Source organism: Stenotrophomonas sp. YJH_SMC_12-1, assembly GCF_059370935.1.
Map to the genome: position 1 here is coordinate 465,237 of NZ_JCAFUD010000001.1, position 16,664 is coordinate 481,900.

A 16,664-nucleotide genomic window follows, 5' to 3' on the forward strand; every position below is an offset into this window, starting at 1 on the left:
TTCCCCTCGGCTTCACCCCGCGACCATGACCCGTACCGCGCTCGTCACCACCGCCCTGCCCTACGCCAACGGCCCGCTGCACCTGGGCCACCTGGTCGGCTACATCCAGGCCGACATCTGGGTGCGTGCGCGGCGAATGAGTGGCGGCAAGGCCTGGTTTGTCTGCGCCGACGATACCCATGGCACGCCGATCATGCTGGCCGCGGAAAAGGCCGGGGTCACCCCGGAAACCTTCATCGCCAACATCCAGGCCAGCCACGAACGTGACTTCGCCGCCTTCGGCGTGGCCTTCGACCACTACGACTCGACCAATTCGGCAGCCAACAAGGCGCTGACCGAGCAGTTCTACCTGAAGCTGGAAGCGGCCGGCCACATCAGCCGCCGTTCGGTGGCGCAGTTCTACGACCCGGCCAAGGGCATGTTCCTGCCCGACCGCTACGTCAAGGGCATCTGCCCGAACTGCGGCAGCCCCGACCAGTACGGCGACAACTGCGAAGTGTGCGGCGCTACCTATGCGCCGACCGACCTGAAGGAACCGCGTTCGGTCATCTCCGGTGCCACGCCGGAAATGCGCGATTCGGAGCACTTCTTCTTCGAGGTGGGCCACTTCGACGCGTTCCTGCGCGAATGGCTGGCCGGCGACGTCGCCCTGCCGGGCGTGAAGGCCAAGCTGGGTGAGTGGCTCAATGCCGAAGGTGGCCTGCGCGCGTGGGACATCTCGCGCGATGCGCCGTACTTCGGCTTCCAGATTCCCGGCCAGCCGGGCAAGTACTTCTATGTCTGGCTGGACGCGCCGATCGGCTACCTGTCCAGCTTCCAGACCCTGTGCGGCAGGATCGGCGAGGACTTCGAAGCGCACCTGCGCGCCGGTACCAGCACCGAGCTGCACCACTTCATCGGCAAGGACATCGTCAACTTCCACGGCCTGTTCTGGCCGGCGGTGCTGCACGGCACTGGTCACCGCGCGCCGACCCGCCTGCACGTCAACGGCTACCTGACCGTGGACGGCGCCAAGATGAGCAAGTCGCGCGGCACCTTCGTGATGGCGCGTACCTTCCTCGATGCCGGCCTGGAACCGGAAGCGCTGCGCTACTACTACGCCGCCAAGTCCGGCGGTGGCGTCGACGATCTCGACCTGAACCTGGGTGACTTCATCGCCCGCGTCAACGCCGACCTGGTCGGCAAGTTCGTCAACCTGGCCAGCCGCTGCGCCGGCTTCATCAGCAAGCGTTTCGACGGCCAGCTGGCCGCGCAGCTGCCCGATGCGGCGCAGTACCAGCGCTTCGTCGACGGCCTGGCGCCGATCCGTGAAGCCTACGAGCGCAACGACCCGGCCGCGGCGATCCGCCTGACCATGGCCCTGGCCGACGAAGCCAACCGCTACATCGACGACGTCAAGCCGTGGGTCATCGCCAAGCAGGAAGGCGCCGACGCGCAGCTGCAGGCCGTGTGCAGCCAGGGCCTGAACCTGTTCCGCGTACTGGTCACCGCCCTGAAGCCGGTGCTGCCGGCCACCGCCGCGCAGGCCGAAGCCTTCCTGGCCGCGCCGGTGAACGACTGGACCGAACTGGCACAGCCGCTGCTGGGCCACCGCATCACCGACTACACCCCGCTGTTCACCCGTATCGACCCGAAGAAGATTGACGCCATGATCGACGCCTCCAAGGACACCCTGCAGCCGGCGGCTGCCGCTGCCCCCGCCGCCAAGCCGGCCGCCCCGGCCCCGGCCCCGGCCAAGGACGAAGCAAAGAGCGCCGACGCGCCGGCCTACATCGGCATCGACGATTTCGCCAAGCTCGACCTGCGCATCGGCAAGGTGCTGGTCTGCGAGTTCGTGGAAGGATCGGACAAGCTGCTGCGCTTCGAGCTGGATGCAGGTGAACTGGGCAAGCGCCAGATCTTCTCCGGTATCCGTGGCAGCTACGGCGAGCCGGAGAAGCTGGTCGGCCGCAGCGTGGTGTTCATCGCCAACCTGGCCCCGCGCAAGATGCGCTTCGGCCTGAGCGAAGGCATGATCCTGTCGGCCGGTTTCGACGGCGGTGCGCTGGCGTTGCTGGACGCCGACAGCGGCGCGCAGCCGGGCATGCCGGTCCGCTGATGCCCGCAGCGGGCGTGGCCTCGGCCGCGCCCGCCGGCAGCATTGGCCAGCGGAGGCAACGCGATGGGAGGCAACGGAATGGAACTGGCGCTGTTCGACTTCGACCACACCGTGACCACCTGCGATACCTATGGCCGTTTCCTGCGCCGCGTGGCCACCGCCGAACAGCTGGCGCAGGCGTGGTGGAAGGTCGGCCCGTGGCTGCTCGCGTACAAGCTGAAGCTGATCTCGGCCGAACGCATCCGCGCGCGCGTCACCCGCCTGACCTTCAGCGACCGCCACAGTGACGACATCGCCACCCTGGCCGCCGGCTTCTCGCGTGAGTTCCTGCCCGACGTGGTGCGCCCGGAAATGCTGGAGCAGATCCGCTGGCACAAGGAACAGCAGCACACCGTGGTGATCGTGTCCGGCTCGCTGGACCTGTACCTGCGGCCGTGGTGCGAGCAGCTGGGCCTGCAGTTGATCTGCAACCGGCTGGAATGTCAGGACGGACGCCTGACCGGCCGTTACGCCGGTGGCGACTGTGGCCCGCGCAAGGTCGAGCACATCCGTCGCCAGTTCGATCTGTCGCGTTACGTGCGCATCCATGCCTACGGTGACAGTTCCGAAGACAAGCCGATGCTGGCGCTGGCCCACGAGCGCTGGTTCCGCGGCAAACCCCTGAAGTAACCCGACGCGCAGCCTTCGCCACGCATGAGCCTGATCCCGCCCCTGACCGAACGCCTCGACCGCCTGCTGCCGCAGACCCAATGCGGGCAATGCGGCTACGACGGCTGCCGACCGTACGCGCAGGCGATGGCGCGCGGCGAGGCAGGCGTCGACCGCTGCCCCCCCGGTGGCGATGCCGGTGCACGCGCGCTGGCCCAGGTTCTGCGCGTACCGGCGATTCCTTTTGATCGTTCGCGCGGCGAGCACAAGGCGCCGCAGGTGGCGTTGATCGTGGAAGCCGACTGCATCGGCTGCACCAAGTGCATCCAGGCCTGCCCGGTGGACGCCATCGTCGGCGGCGCCAAGTACATGCACACGGTGATCGCCGATCTGTGCACCGGCTGCGAGCTGTGCATCCCGCCGTGCCCGGTCGACTGCATCGAGCTGGTGCCGGCCTAGCCACCAGACCAACCGGCGGTGGAGCGGCGGGGTAGAGTCGACTGTTAGTCGACTGCTCTTCGTTCCGGCGGCGCAAAACCCCGCGCTGCGCGCGACAGTCGACCAACAGTCGACTCTACCCCCCCTCCACTGCTGGGAGGTGACCTTGCCGTTACGGCACTGCCGCCGTCACCACGATCTCGACCTTCCAGTCGGCGTGGGCCAGCTTGGCCTCGACCGTGGCGCGCGCCGGGGTCGCACCTTCCACCACCCACTCATCCCATGCCTTGTTCATGCCGTCGAAATCGGCCATGTCGGCCAGGAACACTTCGGCGCGCAGCACGTGCTGGCGATCACTGGCCACCAGCGCCAGCAGCTTGTCGATCTCGGCCAGCACCTGCCGGGTCTGCCCGGTGATGTCCTGGCTGGTGTCTTCCGGAATCTGGCCGGAAAGGTAGGCGACCTTGTTGTACACGGTCATTTCGGACATGCGCGGTCCGACGTCGTAACGCTCCATCATGGGCGTGGCTCCTGCGGGTGATCAGGCCTGCATTGTCCTCCAAACCGGTCAACGATGGGTGCAGGGCAGCCTTCCACACACGGTCACTACCGGCTTCCGACAGCGACGCTGGTCAAATGCCAGCGACAGGCGCACGATGCGCCACGGCTGCATTGACACCGCCCTCGCCCTCCCTGACGCACCCTTGCGCCGATGACCGAAACCACCGACCCCGCCACCGCTCCCTCCACCCCGGCATGGAAGCGGGTCCTCACCATCGTCATCCCGCTGCTGATCCTTGCGCTGGCGCTGCACGGCCTGGCCAACGAGTTCGATGAGAACGGCTACCGCGCCATCCGCCATGCCTTCCACCAGCTCAGTGGCACGCAGATCGCGCTTACTGTCGTGCTGGGCCTGGCCAGCTATGCCTGCCTGATCGGCTTTGATGCCATCGGCCTGCGCCGCAGCGGCATCCGCGTGCATCCGGCGCGCATCGGCATCACCGCGTTCCTGGCACACACGCTGGGCCAGACCGTGGGCTTTGCCGCGCTCACCGGCGGTGCGGTGCGCCTGCGCGGCTACCGTACCGCCGGCCTCGACCTGGCGCAGATCGGCCAGGTCGTGCTGATGAGCACGCTCGGCTTCGTGTTCGGTGCGTGGCTGCTGATCAGCGTGGCGCTGTGCATGGAACCGGCGGCAGCGGCGCTTGCCCTGCCGCTGGACCCGGATGCGGTCCGCGTGGTCGGCATCGTCGCGCTGCTGGCCTATGCGGCCACCCTGCTGCTGGTCGGCCGCGATGGACGCCAGTTCAGCGTGTTCGGCCATGCGCTGTGGCTGCCCGACCGGCGCACGATGATCGGGGTGACCGTGCTCAGCGTGATCGAGCTGGTGCTGGCCAGTGCCGCGTTCTATGTGCTGCTTCCGGACTCGACGCCGACCGGCCTGCCCGGCTTCGTCGGCCTGTACCTGGTCGCGGTGCTGGCCGGCCTGGTTTCGACCGTGCCCGCCGGCCTCGGCGTGTTCGAATGGAGCCTGCTGAAGCTGCTGCCACAGGTGGCACCGGCTGCAGTGCTGGCCGCGGCGTTGATCTACCGCGTCACCTACTACGTGCTGCCCCTGCTGCTGGCCACCCTGCTCGCGCTTGCACCCGCGCTGCGCCAGCCGCTGCAGGCCAGTGCCGGGGCAACCCGTGCCGGCTGGAACGCGCTGCGCCCATGGTTGCCGCAGATCATCGCGCTGGCGGTGTTCAGCATCGGTGCTGCGCTGGTCATCGACGGCACGTTGCCCACGCCGCGCCGTCACCTGGTCAACGCATCACTGCCGATCCTGGAAACGTCCCATCTGATCGGGAGTCTCAGCGGCGTCGCCCTGCTGCTGATCGGCCAAGGCCTGGCCCGGCGCAGCCATGCCGCATGGATGCTGGCGATGGCCGTGTGCGTGATCACCCCGTTGCCACTGTGGCTGCGCGGTGGCCAACCGTTGATCGCGGTCTCCGCCCTGCTGGTGGCGATGGCGCTGTGGGCCGCACGCCGCGAGTTCTACCGCCAGGGCGCACTGCTCGATGAAGCATGGTCGTGGCCATGGCTGCGCAACCTCGGCCTGGTACTGGTGGCGGTCACCTGGCTGTTGTTCTTCACCTACAGCCATGTCGAGTACCAGAACGAACTGTGGTGGCAGTTTGCGATATCCGGCAACGCACCGCGTGCGCTGCGTGCGCTGCTGGTGGTGGCGATCGCGCTGGTGATGTTCGGCCTGGCGCGGCTGCTGCACAGTACGCGCAGCCCGCTGCCAGCCGCCGACGAGGCCACGCTGCAATCATTGGCGCCGGTACTGGCCGGTGCCACCGATACCCAGGCCTGCCTGGTACTGACCGCCGACAAGGCAGTGCTGCGCGATGATGCGAAACAGGGCTTCGTGATGATGCAGCGCTACGGCGGTTCGCTGATCGCGATGGGCGATCCGGTCGGCCCGCCTGATGTGGCGCGCGCGCTGATATGGCGCTTCCGCGAGGAAGCTGACCGGCTCGGCCTGCGCCCGGTGTTCTACCAGGTGGGCGAGACCTACTGGCAGACCTATCTCGACCTGGGCCTGGGCCTGGTCAAGCTGGGCGAGGAAGCGATCGTGCCCTTGCACGACTTCGGCCTGGAAGGCCGCGAACGCGCCGATCTGCGCCAGGCCTGGAACCGTGGCAAGCGCGGGGGCCTTTCGTTCCGCGTGGCACCGGTGGAAGAGATTCCCAGCCTGCTTCCCCGCCTGCACGCGATCTCCAACGCGTGGCTGGAAGACAAGGCCGGCGACGAGAAGGGTTTCTCGCTGGGCAGCTACGATCCGGATTACCTGGCGCGCTTCCCGGTGGCACTGGTCGAAGCCGAGGGCCAGATCGTGGCATTCGCCAACCTGTGGCAGGCACCGGCCGGTGCCGAGCTGTCGGTGGACCTCATGCGCCATGTCAACGAGGCACCGAAGGGCACGATGGACTTCCTGTTCATCGAGCTGTTCCTGTGGGGCCGCGCTCAGGGCTATGCGCGCTTCTCGCTGGGCATGGCGCCGCTGTCCGGGCTGGCCCAGCATCGCCTTGCTGGTCGCTGGAACCGACTGGCCGGCCTGCTCGCGCGGCATGGCGAACGCTTCTATGGCTTCAGTGGCCTGCGCCGCTTCAAGTCGAAGTTCGACCCGCAGTGGCGACCGCGCTATCTGGCAGCACCCGGCGGCATGCATCTGCCGGCCGCGTTGCTGGATGCCACGCGCCTGATCTCTCTGGACCCGCGGCGTAACTGAAGCCCTGAGCCGCCGGGCATGGCCCGGCGCTGCAAACCACCCGGTAGGTGTCGACCTTGGTCGACACGGCGGCGACAGCGTTCGGGCGTGGCCCGGCGCTACGCCCCGCCCTTGAGGATCACTTCGGCCAATCGGTCGTAATCACCATTGAAGTGATGGTCGCCCGGAAGCTTCACCTTCTGCACGCCGTCGTTGGCCGGCAGGCCGGGGCACAGCGCGTCGTCATCCTTGTCGCCATACACGCAGAGGGTCTTGGCCGCCGGCAGCTTCGCCACTTCCGGCGCGATCGGCAGACCATCGCCGCCACCACCCAGCCAGTTGCTGACGTGGAATTCAAAGTCGGCCTTCCTGCCTACCGACAACAGCACGATACGATCCAGCGCTGCGCGGGTATCGGCATCGAGCTGGTTGATGGTGGCCGGCAGCACGTCGGCACCCTGCGAGAAACCGATCAGCATCACCTTGTCGCGATGCCACTGCTGGCGGTAGTGATCGATGATCTTCTGCAGGTCAGTGGCAAATCCCTTCGGCGTGCGTTCGCTCCAGAAGTAGCGCAGTGAGTCGATGCCGACCACGGCCACGCCATGCTCGTTGAGCGACGATGCCACGTCCTTGTCCAGGCCGGCCCAGCCGCCATCGCCGGAAACGAACACGGCCAGCGTGTCGCCATTACCGGCAGCGGGTACTTCCACTATCGGCAGGCCCTTCAGCGCGGCTGGTGGCGGTGCCAGGCTGACGCCGGCCTGCGCGCCGATCACCCGCGCCGCCGCCACCAGGCCGGGTGAAGCATCGCCGCGCGCGGTGCGCTTGAACTCGCGTGCCATCGCCACCTGCTGCAGGAAGCGGCTGGCCTCGCCAACCTTGCAGCCATGGTCGCCGGCGGCGCTCAGCCACGGGGAATTCAACTCGGCAGGCTGCAGCTTGTTGTGCTTCACACCATCGCCGCAGACCATGCGCTCGTGGCTGTGATCCGGGCAGAAGCCGGTGGTCAGCAGGCCGGCGAATACCTGGGTATCGGCCTGTGCGGCCAGCGTGTAGGCCATCTCGGCGCCTTCACCATCACCACCGACCAGCGGCAGGTGGTAGCCAGGCAGGTGCAGGGAGGCCTGCAACCAGCGCGAGAAGTTCTCGACGTCGCCGGAACCGAACGAACAGGTCGGATTCCCCTCGCGCTTGAGCACGCTGCGCAGATGCGCGATGTCCACGGCAGCGACCATCGCGCCATCGGCACGCAGGGCCTCGATCGGAAGGCGGCTGGTATCACCACCGGCGGTGGATTCATGGAACCAGATCACCACACGCTGCGGCGTGCCAGCCGGCATGTGCACCGGAATCTGCTCGAACCGCCCGTGGCTGAACTGCTGCACGTTGGCCGCCGCCATTGCCGGCAGCGCTGCCAACGCCAGAACCACACCCATTGCCCTGCCCAGCCCTGCACGCTTCATGTCGCATCCCCGATGGAATGCGCACACGATACGCCGCCGCCGCGTGCACGGCACGTACCGGCGCAGGCCGTTGGGGATTCAGTGGGCTGCGGCCCGACGGCTGCGCCGGTACAGGGCCATCGCCAGATACAGCAGCCAGCCAACGATCACCGCGATCACCACTTTCTGTCCCAGCCCACGCGGTGGTCCACCACGCCACAGCACATGCAGCCACAGCAGCACGAAGGCCAGCCATGCCCAGCCCCAGAGCAGGCCCGCGGCAGACTGCCAACCCGGTTCGCGGCGCAGATACCAGGCCTGCAGCAGCATGCCGACGCTGGCACACAGGAACGCGGTGTTGGCTGCCAGTCCATGGATGAACGATGCCAGCAGCGGGGTCGCTTCAGGCAGCCAGCTGTCACCGATGGCGACCGTCGCCAGCCCCAGTGCAGAGACAGTGAACAACAGCGGCGCCGCCGCACTGCGGCGCGGCCCGATGCTGCCGCGATACAGCGCAATGCCAAGCGCCGCAATGGCCAGCGCCAGCAGGCAGTAGGCAGCGCGCAATGCCAGGCCCCACGGCCCGTGCAGGTACAGGCTCAAGGTTGCCCGCACCCAGTCCAGATCACTGCGCGCGACCTGGGTCCACAGCGCGGTACCCACGAACAGCAGCAGCGCCACCAGTGCCAGCACCGCCGCCGGACGCGCACGGCTCATGGCGTTGCCTCCGGATGCCGTGCCTTCCATTCGGCCAGCGCCTTGCGATAGCGCTGCAGCTCATCGGCATACAGATCCAGCACGCACAACGGACAGCCGCTGCCACAGCACTCGTTGGGACCGGGCTCTTCGGGGGGCAGCGGGCGGGGGTCGGGATCAGGGACGGACACAGTGGGAAGCGACAATCGGTGAGAGCAGGCCCAAGTGTACCGGTCCAGCTCAGCGGGCCAGCTGTCGACGCAGGTTTTCCCGAGCCGCCGCATCCAGGCGCTGGTGGAAGAAGTCACTGAGGAAGATGCGCGGCGCCCGCAGCAGCCCCTGCAGGAAACGGCGACGCCCGGCGCGGTACAGGAAGCCCGGCACGACCCCTTTGTACTCTTCGGCCACGCCACGATCGTAGGCGGCGAACACCGGCTCGGGCGCGGCCAGGATCGCCATGTCGCAGTCCAGGAACAGCGCGGCCTCGGCATCAACGTCGTCCGGGCCCAGATCGCCATGGCGGGCTGTCAGCAGGATCAACTGCTCGACCCGCGCGGCGTCGACGCCGGCCAGTTCCGGGGCCCGTGCGATTGCCTGCAGGGCCAGCGCCGCCGAACGCCCTTCGTTGTCTTTGCGGCCCGCCACATAGATCGCGTCGTGGTAGAGCACGGCCAGGTACACCTCGGCGGGCCTCTGCCAGCCCGGGCCGTCAGCCACGTCCTGGCAGTGCTGCAGCACCGCGCGTACGTGTCCGAAGTGGTGGTAGGCGCGGGGCGGCGTTGCGTAGCTGTCCTGCAGCGCCTGCCACTGCGCAGGAGCCAGCGTCAGCGGAGAGAAATCCATACCCGGATCATCCCGCCTGCGCAGCCCCGCGGCAAGCTGATGGTTTTTTCACCACATACTCACAACGCTTGCCCGGTGAGGCCTGGACGCGGTTGTCCACAGCTTTGTCGAGCGCTGGTCCACATCGGTTGTGGATGAAACGCCGTACCGGCCACGCGCCGACCAACGGTCACTGCAGCGCGGCGCCGCCGGGTCTACACTCGCTGCAGGCGGGAGCGCCCGCCGCTGCCGGGAACTGTCATGTACCGCCCTGCCGCCCGCATCTTCGTCGTGGTCCTGGCCGCTTTGATGGCCGCGCCGCTCTGCGCACAGGACCACCCGCGCACCGATGCACTCCCGCCCATCGGAAGCGTCCCCCCGGTGGAGGTCCCCTCACCGGAACAGGTCTTCGCGATTCCTCCCGCAATGCGCGCGATGCTGCAGGCGCAGGTGATCGACCGCAGTTCATCGCGCGAGCAGCGGCTGCAGGCACTGGTGGAAATGATCTTCGGCCGCCAGGGGCTGGACCTGCAGTACGACGCGAACGCGACCTATACCGTGGACGAAGTCTGGCAGCAGCGCCGCGCCAACTGCCTCGCCTTCACGCTGATGTTCGTGGCACTGGCGCGCGAGGCTGGCATCCAGGCCCGCGTCCAGGAAGTCGGCCAGGTCGTGTCCTGGTACCAGGACCAGGACGCCGGCGTGGTCTACAGTGTGGGCCACGTCAACGCGGGCGTGGAGATCGCGGGGCGTTACGCCACGGTCGACCTCGATCGCAACGTACTCTACGACCGCCGCGGCCCGCAGCCGGTCAGCCGCGCGCGTGCACTGGCGCATTTCTACAACAATCGAGGTGCCGAACGCATGGCCGAAGGAGACCTCGTCGGCGCCCGCGCGTTCTTCGATGCCTCGGTCGTGCAGGATCGCGCGTTCCCCTCGGTCTGGAACAACCTGGGTGTGCTCGACAACCGTGAGGGCAACACCGGTGCGGCGCGGGAGGCACTGGACCGCGCCCTGCGCCTGGACGGCCGCCAGGATGCGGCGCTGACCAATGCCAGCGCGCTGTATCGGCAGCTTGGGCTGGATGCGCAGGCCAAGGCTCTGGAGCGACGCTTGAAGTCGGTGCAGCGTGAGGACCCGTTCGCGCAGTACATGCTGGGCACGCAGGCCGAGCAGGCCGGAAAGCTGGCCGAAGCCATCCGCTATTACCGGCAGGCCGTACGCCTGTATGACACCGCGCACCAGTTCCACTTCGGGCTGGCGCGCGTGTATTTCCTGTCCGGGCAGCTTGAACGCGCCGACCGTGAACTGACCCGCGCGCAGCTTCTGGGTGGTGCACCGGAGCAGGCACGCTACCAGGCCAAGCTCGACAGCCTGGCCCGCTGGCGCGCGCAGCAGCAGGCCAGGCGCTGAGACCGATCAGGCCTTCTTGAGGAAGCAGGTCTTCAGGACCAGGCCCTTGATCTTGTCCGAGTTGCCTTCGATGTGCTCGGCATCATCTTCGACCAGGCGAATGTTGCGGATCACGGTGCCCTGCTTCAGCGGGATCGAAGACCCCTTCACCTTCAGGTCCTTGATCACGGTGACGGTGTCGCCGGCCTGCAGGGTATTGCCGTTGCTGTCACGCACGACCAGGGTCGAACCGGCACTTTCCTCGGCGGTCCATTCGAAACCGCAATCGGCGCAGATCCACAGCGCGCCATCGGCATAGGTGTTTTCCAGGGTGCACTGCGGGCAGGCGGGAACAGACGACATCGGCAAGTACCTCAAAGTGAATCAACAGCCGCCATTGTAACCGCCCGGTCCGGGGCCCCGGCTCCCTGGCAGGTGCCCGGCCGCCGCCATGACCACGGCTGGAGCAGCCGCGACGCTGGAACTTGCAGTCGGCGGCGAACTGCAGCAGAGTGCGCGGCCCCTGACCGCCCCCGGAACTCCCCATGTGCCTCGGCATCGACTTCGGTACCAGCAATTCCGCCGCCGCCATCGTGCATGAGGGGAAACTGCTGCCGATCCGTTTCGGTGACGCCGAACAGTTCCGCACCAGCGTGTACTTCCCCGGCGTGGTGCCCGACCCGGACGACTTCCAGCTCGACGACGGCCAGGAACACCAGCTGCAGCAGATGATCGATAGCGCCGCGCGTGCAGCCCGTGCCGCCGGCCAGGAACGCACCCCGCAGGCGCTGCGCCGTGAAGCCCTGCGCGCCCTGCGCCGTGAATGGATGGAGGCCCGCGCCGGCAAGGAACGCAGCGCCAGCGACCTGCTGCAGAACGCGGTCTACGGCGACGACGCGCTGGAAGCCTATTTCGAGGAACACGAAGGCAACCTGGTGCAGAGCCCGAAGTCGATGCTGGGCTACAACCTGCACCCACGCGCGAAGCAGACCATCACCGGCATCGCCGCGCACATCCTCGAACACATCCGCCTGACCGCCAGCGCCCAGCTTGGCCAGCCGCTGCGTGCCGCTCTGCTCGGCCGCCCGGTGCAGTTCCGCAGCTCGATCGGCGCGGCCGGCAATGACCAGGCACTGGATATCCTGCGCGAGGCCGCCACCCAGGCCGGCTTCGACCAGATCGATTTCCTCGAAGAACCCGCCGCGGCGGCCATGCACTACCACGCCGAAAGCCGCGAGCGGCACCAGGCGGTGATCGTCGACATCGGCGGCGGTACCACCGATATCGCGCATGCCGAAGTCGGCGGCGACGACGCCCCGCGTATCCACCGCGCGTGGGGTATCGCCCGCGGGGGTACCGACATTGATCTGGCGCTGAGCCTGTCCAGCTACATGCCGCTGTTCGGCCGCGGCATCACCCGCGTGCCCGCCCACCACTATGTGGAAGCAGCCACCGTGCAGGACATGACGCGCCAGCGCGACTTCCGCCAGCACAAATACGATCACGTCGACGAGCCGTGGGGCGGGCGCCTGCAGGCCCTGCAGGACACCGGCAATACCGCCCGCCTGTACCGCGATGTCGAACGCGCCAAGATCGCCCTCAGCGCCGCCAGCGAGCACCGCAGCACGCTGGACTACATCGCCCGCGACCTGCATGCCGACAGCAGCGCCGATGGCCTGGCCGCCGCCGCCCACGGCTACCTGGAGCAGATCCGGGAACTGCTGGCCCAGGTCCGCAGCGACATCGGGGGCGACCCGGATGCGGTGTTCCTGACCGGCGGCATGTCCCGTGCCGGCTACCTGCGCCAGGCCGTGGCCGAGGCCTTCCCGGGGGCCCGCATGGTCCACGGCGAGCCCTCGCTGGGCGTGGTCCAGGGCCTGGCGTTGGCGGCAGCCTGCCAGGATTAACAAAACGTTACGCGGTCTAAGTTACTCTTGGTCGGCTAGAACCCCGCTGCACCTTCCACCGGCCACGCCGGTGTGTGTCCACGGTGCAGCCTGGCCCGCCCTGCGGGCCTAGCGGCCATGCCTTCCTGGCTCGTTCATGGTCCGCGCAGCACCTGAGCCGCCATCGAGACCCGCTTTGGGCACCCGCCAGGCCCCTGTGGCCTTACAACCTGACGCAGCACCTGCACCCATCGACTGCCGCCGTTGTGACGCGGTCTGTTGCCGGCTGCCCGTGCTGCTGCAGCCCGGCGACCACGTGCCTGGCCAGTTCCTGTCACGCGACACCCACGGCCGTGCCGTGATGGCGCGCAACGAGGAAGGCTGGTGCGCGGCGATCGATCCCTATCACCTGCGCTGCACGATCTATTCGCAGCGCCCGGCGATCTGCCGCCAGTTTTCGATGGGCGGCGATGACTGCCGCCGCGAGCGGCAGGACTACCTGCGCCAGGCCGATGCCTGGGCGCTTTCCTCCCCTTCCACCTGACAGGAGCAACCATGCCCCGCAAGGCAAAGACCCCCGCGAAGGCCAGCAACAGCATCCGCAGCGAACGCAAGGGCGCGGCCGCCAGCACCGTGGTCAGCAGCGATTCGATCGCTTCGGACCTGGCAGCGTTCCGCAAGGCCGGTGGCAAGATCGAAGTCCTCGGCACCACCTGGGCGCTGAAGAAAGCCAGCTGACCCAGTACCGACCGCGGCGGCGCTGCCGCCGCGGCCTGCCGGACCGTGCTCAGCGATCCAGGCGTACCCGCACACTGCCCGAATGCGACTGGATGCGGATGTCTCCATCGCCGCCCCCCAGACGCGTATCGAGATGGCTGCCCGGCCCGTAGCGCGGCCGCTCCACCTGACCGGCGTCGCTGTTGATCGAGCCGCTGAAGCTGTTCACCGACAGCTGTGCCGACACCGTGCGTGGCAGGCTCAGCGTGACCGAGGCACTGACCGATTCGACATTGATGCGGCCGCCGGGCGCCAACCCGGCTGCTGCCAGATCGATGCTGCCCGAAACGGTTTCCACCGCCAGTCGCTGCACGCGCCCGGCGTCGACCTGGACCCGTCCGGACACCGTCTGCGCACCGATATCACCGGACACGCCACCGCCGGCCTCGATGCGGCCACTGACGGTGTTCACATCCAGCTTCGGTGTCTGCAGGCGTGCGCTGACACTGCCACTGACCGTGTTGAGCTTGCTGTCGCCACTGCGGCCAGCCGCGCTCAGGCTGCCGCTGACCGTGTCGGCCTGCAGCCGTCGCACGTCGATACCACTGATGTCCTGGCTGGCGCTGACCGTGCTCAGCAGCAGCTCCACCGATCGCGGCACGTTCAACACCAGCGTTGCACCACCGCTGTTGCTGCGGCGCGGATATTCGATCTCCCAGCGCACACGGTTGGCGCTTTTTTCCTGGCGCAACTGCAGGCCGTCGCTGAGCGTGCCGGTGAGCTGCACGTCATTGCGGTCCCAGCCACGCACGGTCACCTTGCCGGCCACGTTGCTCAGCTCGATGCGACCGCCCGCAGCCAAGGTGTGGCGCTCGTCGATGCGGATGTCGGCCAGTGCCACGGCAGGGGTCAGCAGCAGCGCGACACAGCAGGAAATCAGGGTTCGGGTCATGGGGGTCTCCTCAGGTCGTCAAGCCGGACTCGGCGGCATAGGCCGCCTGCCGGGTCAGTTCCAGCCGCAGCGCATAGGTGCGCTTGAGCTGGCCAAGCAGGTGCGGCGCACGCGGGTCCTGCGCCAGGGCGGCACGGATCTGCGCCGCGCTTTCATCCAGTTCGTGCAGGGCCGGCTGCCATTCCGGCGCCCGTCCATCGGGCAGCGAAGCGACGGCCTGCTGATACTGCTCGGTCATCGCCGCGGCCTGCAGCTGCAGGGCGGATGGCGCCGGCGTATCCGGCTGCGCATGCCGCCACGGCGCCACCGCATACAGTGCCAAGCTGGCAGCCAGGGCAGCGCCGGCCGGCAACCACCAGCGGCGCCGCGAACGCACCGGCAGGACCACCACGTTGTCCGTTGGCGCGGGCGCTGCCTGCGATTCACGCGGCGGCAGCCGGGCGGACAGGCGTGCCCAGCCATCGGCGGGTACATCGCGCTCGTTCGGCAGCGCGCGCAGCCGGGCCAGCAGGTCGTGATCGGAATCGTGTTCGTGTGTACTCATGTCATGTCTCCCAGCCGTGCGCGCAACAGGCCGCGCGCACGATGCAGCTGTGCCTTGGAACTGCCGACAGCCATCTGCAGCTGCTCGGCGATTTCCTGGTGTTTCCAGCCTTCGATATCGTGCAGCACCAGTACCGCACGCGCCCGTGGTGGCAGTGTCGACAATGCGCGCTCCAGGTCACGCTCGGTACCCGCGCAACGGTCATGCACCGCCAGTTCCAGCAGGCCGCCATCGACATCCTCCAGACTGTCGTGATCCTGCCCTGCGGCGCGACCACGCAGTTCCATCAGTGCGGCGTTGACCCCCAGCCGATGCAGCCAGGTGGACAGGCTGCTCTCGAAACGGAACCCTGGCAGGGCTTTCCAGGCCTGCAGGAAGGCCTCCTGCAGCGCATCCTCGGCACGTGCCTGCTGGCCGCCACACAACCGCCACAGGACAGCGAATACACGCGGCGCGTGACGCCGGTACAGCAGTTCGTAGGCAGCGGTGTCCCCGGCGGCCGCCGCCCGTACCAGAGCGGGTTCGTCGACGGCGTCGTTGGCGGCGGGCGGCGCGGGCATGGTGGTGTCGAGCATATCGCTTGGATGCGGCGACCCGGGAAAAGGTTTAGAGCCGATCGACGGCCGATGCCATGCAACCTTTTCGACGGCTGCTGCATCCATGGAAGGTCCTTCGCGAATCTGCCGTCCGGGAGTCCTGCCATGTCCAGCCCTTCCTGCGCCGCCCTGCTGGTGATCGCTGCCTGCGTCCTGCTGCAGGCGCTGGGCCTGTCACTGCAGCTGCGCCCCGACAACGGCCGCGCCTGCCTGCAGCAGCACCGCCAGGAGCTGGTCTGCCTGGCCTGGACCCCGGCGGTCGAATCCCCCGCACGCGCCGGGTAACATCGAGGGCCGTTATTGCCACCCGTCGTCGCCCCCATGATGTTGTCCCTGAAGGATCACCTGCCGACCTGGACCTACCCTTGGCTCCACGACGCGGGTATCGCCGTGAAGATCCTGCTCACCCTGCTGGCCGCGTGGCTGCTGCGGGTGCTGGCACGGCGCTTGATCCGCCGCTTCGCCGAGCACTACACGCTGCCACCGGAAATGGTGATGGGCGCGCGCCGGATCACCAGTTTCGTGGTCTATTTCAGCGCAGTGCTGTACATCCTCAGCCTGCTCGGCGCATCGCCGTCGGTACTGTGGACCGCGTTCACCGGCTTCGCGGCGGTGGGTGCGGTGGCCTTCTTCGCGGCCTGGAGCGTGCTCTCCAACATCTTCTGCACGCTGCTGATCTTCACCACGCGCCCGTTCCGCCTGCATGACTACATCGAGGTGCTGGAGAACGGCGAGAAACCGGGCCTGAAGGGCCGGGTGATCGACGTGAACCTGATCTACACCACGCTGCAGGAGACCGGCGACGGCCACGAGGGCACGGTGCTGCAGCTGCCGAACAACCTGTTCTTCCAGCGCACGGTGCGGCGCTGGCGCGACCCGGCGCAGGCCCCCGGCGGCATCCAGGGCGACGGCTGAGGGGGGGGCCTTTGCAGGGCTGCGCCCTGCACCTGCAGAGGCCGAAGCCGAAGCAAGATCAAGAGCGGCATTCCGTGGGATGGCGGGGCGGTGTGGGTGGTCAGGACACGCCGTAAACCCGTCCATGGGGGCTCGATGGCGCCATCCATGGCGCCAACGGTCCTGCCCACCCACACCGCCCCACCTCTGACAGATTCCGCGCGCTGTTGGTGGGTGCCGACCGTTGGTCGGCTCATCTGTCAGATATCGATAGTCAAAA

19 protein-coding genes are annotated in these 16,664 nt (G+C 67.9%); 10 read left to right on the top strand and 9 right to left on the bottom strand.

Annotated elements, in window-relative coordinates; translation table 11 throughout:
* The first annotated feature begins 25 nt into the window (after positions 1–25).
* The 3 genes from metG (at position 26) to rnfB (ending at position 3,205) form a co-directional block, all read left to right on the top strand.
* On the top strand, positions 26–2,098 hold the full coding sequence (metG, locus tag AC5P8Y_RS02185) for a methionine--tRNA ligase (RefSeq protein WP_164135213.1): 2,073 nt from the start codon (positions 26–28) through the stop codon (positions 2,096–2,098).
* Between the two features lie 78 nt (positions 2,099–2,176).
* A complete protein-coding gene (locus tag AC5P8Y_RS02190; RefSeq protein WP_005414141.1) occupies positions 2,177–2,767 on the top strand; it encodes an HAD family hydrolase in 591 nt (196 codons plus the stop codon).
* A 24-nt stretch (positions 2,768–2,791) separates the two neighbouring features.
* Complete coding sequence (gene rnfB, locus AC5P8Y_RS02195) at positions 2,792–3,205, top strand: Rnf electron transport complex subunit RnfB (RefSeq protein WP_012480943.1); 414 nt, start codon at positions 2,792–2,794, stop codon at positions 3,203–3,205.
* Between the two features lie 151 nt (positions 3,206–3,356).
* Here the strand turns inward: rnfB and AC5P8Y_RS02200 are convergent, their stop codons facing one another.
* Positions 3,357–3,704 carry a RidA family protein gene (locus AC5P8Y_RS02200; protein WP_005410556.1) on the bottom strand — a complete coding sequence of 116 codons (348 nt, stop codon included), beginning with the start codon at positions 3,702–3,704 and terminating at the stop codon, positions 3,357–3,359.
* A gap of 192 nt (positions 3,705–3,896) precedes the next feature.
* On the opposite strand from AC5P8Y_RS02200, the gene mprF reads away from it, so the two are divergent.
* On the top strand, positions 3,897–6,461 hold the full coding sequence (mprF, locus tag AC5P8Y_RS02205; RefSeq protein WP_005414230.1) for a bifunctional lysylphosphatidylglycerol flippase/synthetase MprF: 2,565 nt from the start codon (positions 3,897–3,899) through the stop codon (positions 6,459–6,461).
* 98 nt (positions 6,462–6,559) lie between these two features.
* Here the strand turns inward: mprF and AC5P8Y_RS02210 are convergent, their stop codons facing one another.
* From AC5P8Y_RS02210 to AC5P8Y_RS02225, 4 genes are all read right to left on the bottom strand, one after another.
* On the bottom strand, positions 6,560–7,906 hold the full coding sequence (locus AC5P8Y_RS02210; protein ID WP_204273457.1) for a virulence factor family protein: 1,347 nt from the start codon (positions 7,904–7,906) through the stop codon (positions 6,560–6,562).
* A gap of 78 nt (positions 7,907–7,984) precedes the next feature.
* Positions 7,985–8,602: a DUF998 domain-containing protein gene (locus AC5P8Y_RS02215; RefSeq protein ID WP_495201833.1), complete on the bottom strand. Its 618-nt coding sequence runs from the start codon at positions 8,600–8,602 to the stop codon at positions 7,985–7,987.
* A complete protein-coding gene (locus tag AC5P8Y_RS02220) occupies positions 8,599–8,772 on the bottom strand; it encodes an oxidoreductase-like domain-containing protein (RefSeq protein WP_049402330.1) in 174 nt (57 codons plus the stop codon). Before AC5P8Y_RS02220 ends, AC5P8Y_RS02215 begins: the two co-directional genes overlap by 4 nt.
* 49 nt (positions 8,773–8,821) lie before the next feature.
* Positions 8,822–9,424: an HD domain-containing protein gene (locus AC5P8Y_RS02225; RefSeq protein WP_049430886.1), complete on the bottom strand. Its 603-nt coding sequence runs from the start codon at positions 9,422–9,424 to the stop codon at positions 8,822–8,824.
* 240 nt (positions 9,425–9,664) lie between these two features.
* Between AC5P8Y_RS02225 and AC5P8Y_RS02230 the strand changes: the two genes are divergently transcribed.
* On the top strand, positions 9,665–10,816 hold the full coding sequence (locus AC5P8Y_RS02230) for a transglutaminase-like domain-containing protein (RefSeq protein ID WP_033834326.1): 1,152 nt from the start codon (positions 9,665–9,667) through the stop codon (positions 10,814–10,816).
* A gap of 6 nt (positions 10,817–10,822) precedes the next feature.
* Here AC5P8Y_RS02230 and AC5P8Y_RS02235 read toward each other — a convergent pair whose 3' ends face one another.
* The gene (locus AC5P8Y_RS02235) at positions 10,823–11,158 is read right to left on the bottom strand and encodes a zinc ribbon domain-containing protein YjdM (protein WP_005414225.1); all 336 of its coding nucleotides are present in this window, start codon (positions 11,156–11,158) and stop codon (positions 10,823–10,825) included.
* A 182-nt stretch (positions 11,159–11,340) separates the two neighbouring features.
* Between AC5P8Y_RS02235 and AC5P8Y_RS02240 the strand changes: the two genes are divergently transcribed.
* From AC5P8Y_RS02240 to AC5P8Y_RS02250, 3 genes are all read left to right on the top strand, one after another.
* Positions 11,341–12,702: an Hsp70 family protein gene (locus AC5P8Y_RS02240; protein WP_164133618.1), complete on the top strand. Its 1,362-nt coding sequence runs from the start codon at positions 11,341–11,343 to the stop codon at positions 12,700–12,702.
* A 229-nt stretch (positions 12,703–12,931) separates the two neighbouring features.
* Positions 12,932–13,225, top strand: a complete 294-nt coding sequence (locus tag AC5P8Y_RS02245) for a YkgJ family cysteine cluster protein (RefSeq protein WP_053462562.1) — start codon at positions 12,932–12,934, stop codon at positions 13,223–13,225.
* An 11-nt stretch (positions 13,226–13,236) separates the two neighbouring features.
* On the top strand, positions 13,237–13,419 hold the full coding sequence (locus tag AC5P8Y_RS02250) for a hypothetical protein (protein ID WP_005410566.1): 183 nt from the start codon (positions 13,237–13,239) through the stop codon (positions 13,417–13,419).
* A 49-nt stretch (positions 13,420–13,468) separates the two neighbouring features.
* On the opposite strand, the gene AC5P8Y_RS02255 is transcribed toward AC5P8Y_RS02250, so the two are convergent.
* The 3 genes from AC5P8Y_RS02255 to AC5P8Y_RS02265 are packed head-to-tail and all read right to left on the bottom strand — an operon-like array spanning position 13,469 to position 15,469.
* A complete protein-coding gene (locus AC5P8Y_RS02255) occupies positions 13,469–14,350 on the bottom strand; it encodes a DUF4097 family beta strand repeat-containing protein (RefSeq protein ID WP_033834330.1) in 882 nt (293 codons plus the stop codon).
* Positions 14,351–14,360: 10 nt separating this feature from the next.
* A complete protein-coding gene (locus tag AC5P8Y_RS02260) occupies positions 14,361–14,894 on the bottom strand; it encodes a hypothetical protein (protein WP_005410568.1) in 534 nt (177 codons plus the stop codon).
* Positions 14,891–15,469: an RNA polymerase sigma factor gene (locus tag AC5P8Y_RS02265; RefSeq protein ID WP_033834331.1), complete on the bottom strand. Its 579-nt coding sequence runs from the start codon at positions 15,467–15,469 to the stop codon at positions 14,891–14,893. Before AC5P8Y_RS02265 ends, AC5P8Y_RS02260 begins: the two co-directional genes overlap by 4 nt.
* Before the next feature lie 126 nt (positions 15,470–15,595).
* Here AC5P8Y_RS02265 and AC5P8Y_RS02270 point away from each other — a divergent pair, with 126 nt between their 5' ends.
* Together AC5P8Y_RS02270 and AC5P8Y_RS02275 are read left to right on the top strand one after the other, a co-directional pair.
* Entirely contained in the window at positions 15,596–15,775 is a 180-nt protein-coding gene (locus tag AC5P8Y_RS02270) for a hypothetical protein (RefSeq protein WP_005410570.1), read from the top strand.
* A 36-nt stretch (positions 15,776–15,811) separates the two neighbouring features.
* Positions 15,812–16,405 carry a mechanosensitive ion channel family protein gene (locus AC5P8Y_RS02275; protein ID WP_080353465.1) on the top strand — a complete coding sequence of 198 codons (594 nt, stop codon included), beginning with the start codon at positions 15,812–15,814 and terminating at the stop codon, positions 16,403–16,405.
* Positions 16,406–16,664 lie beyond the last annotated feature (259 nt).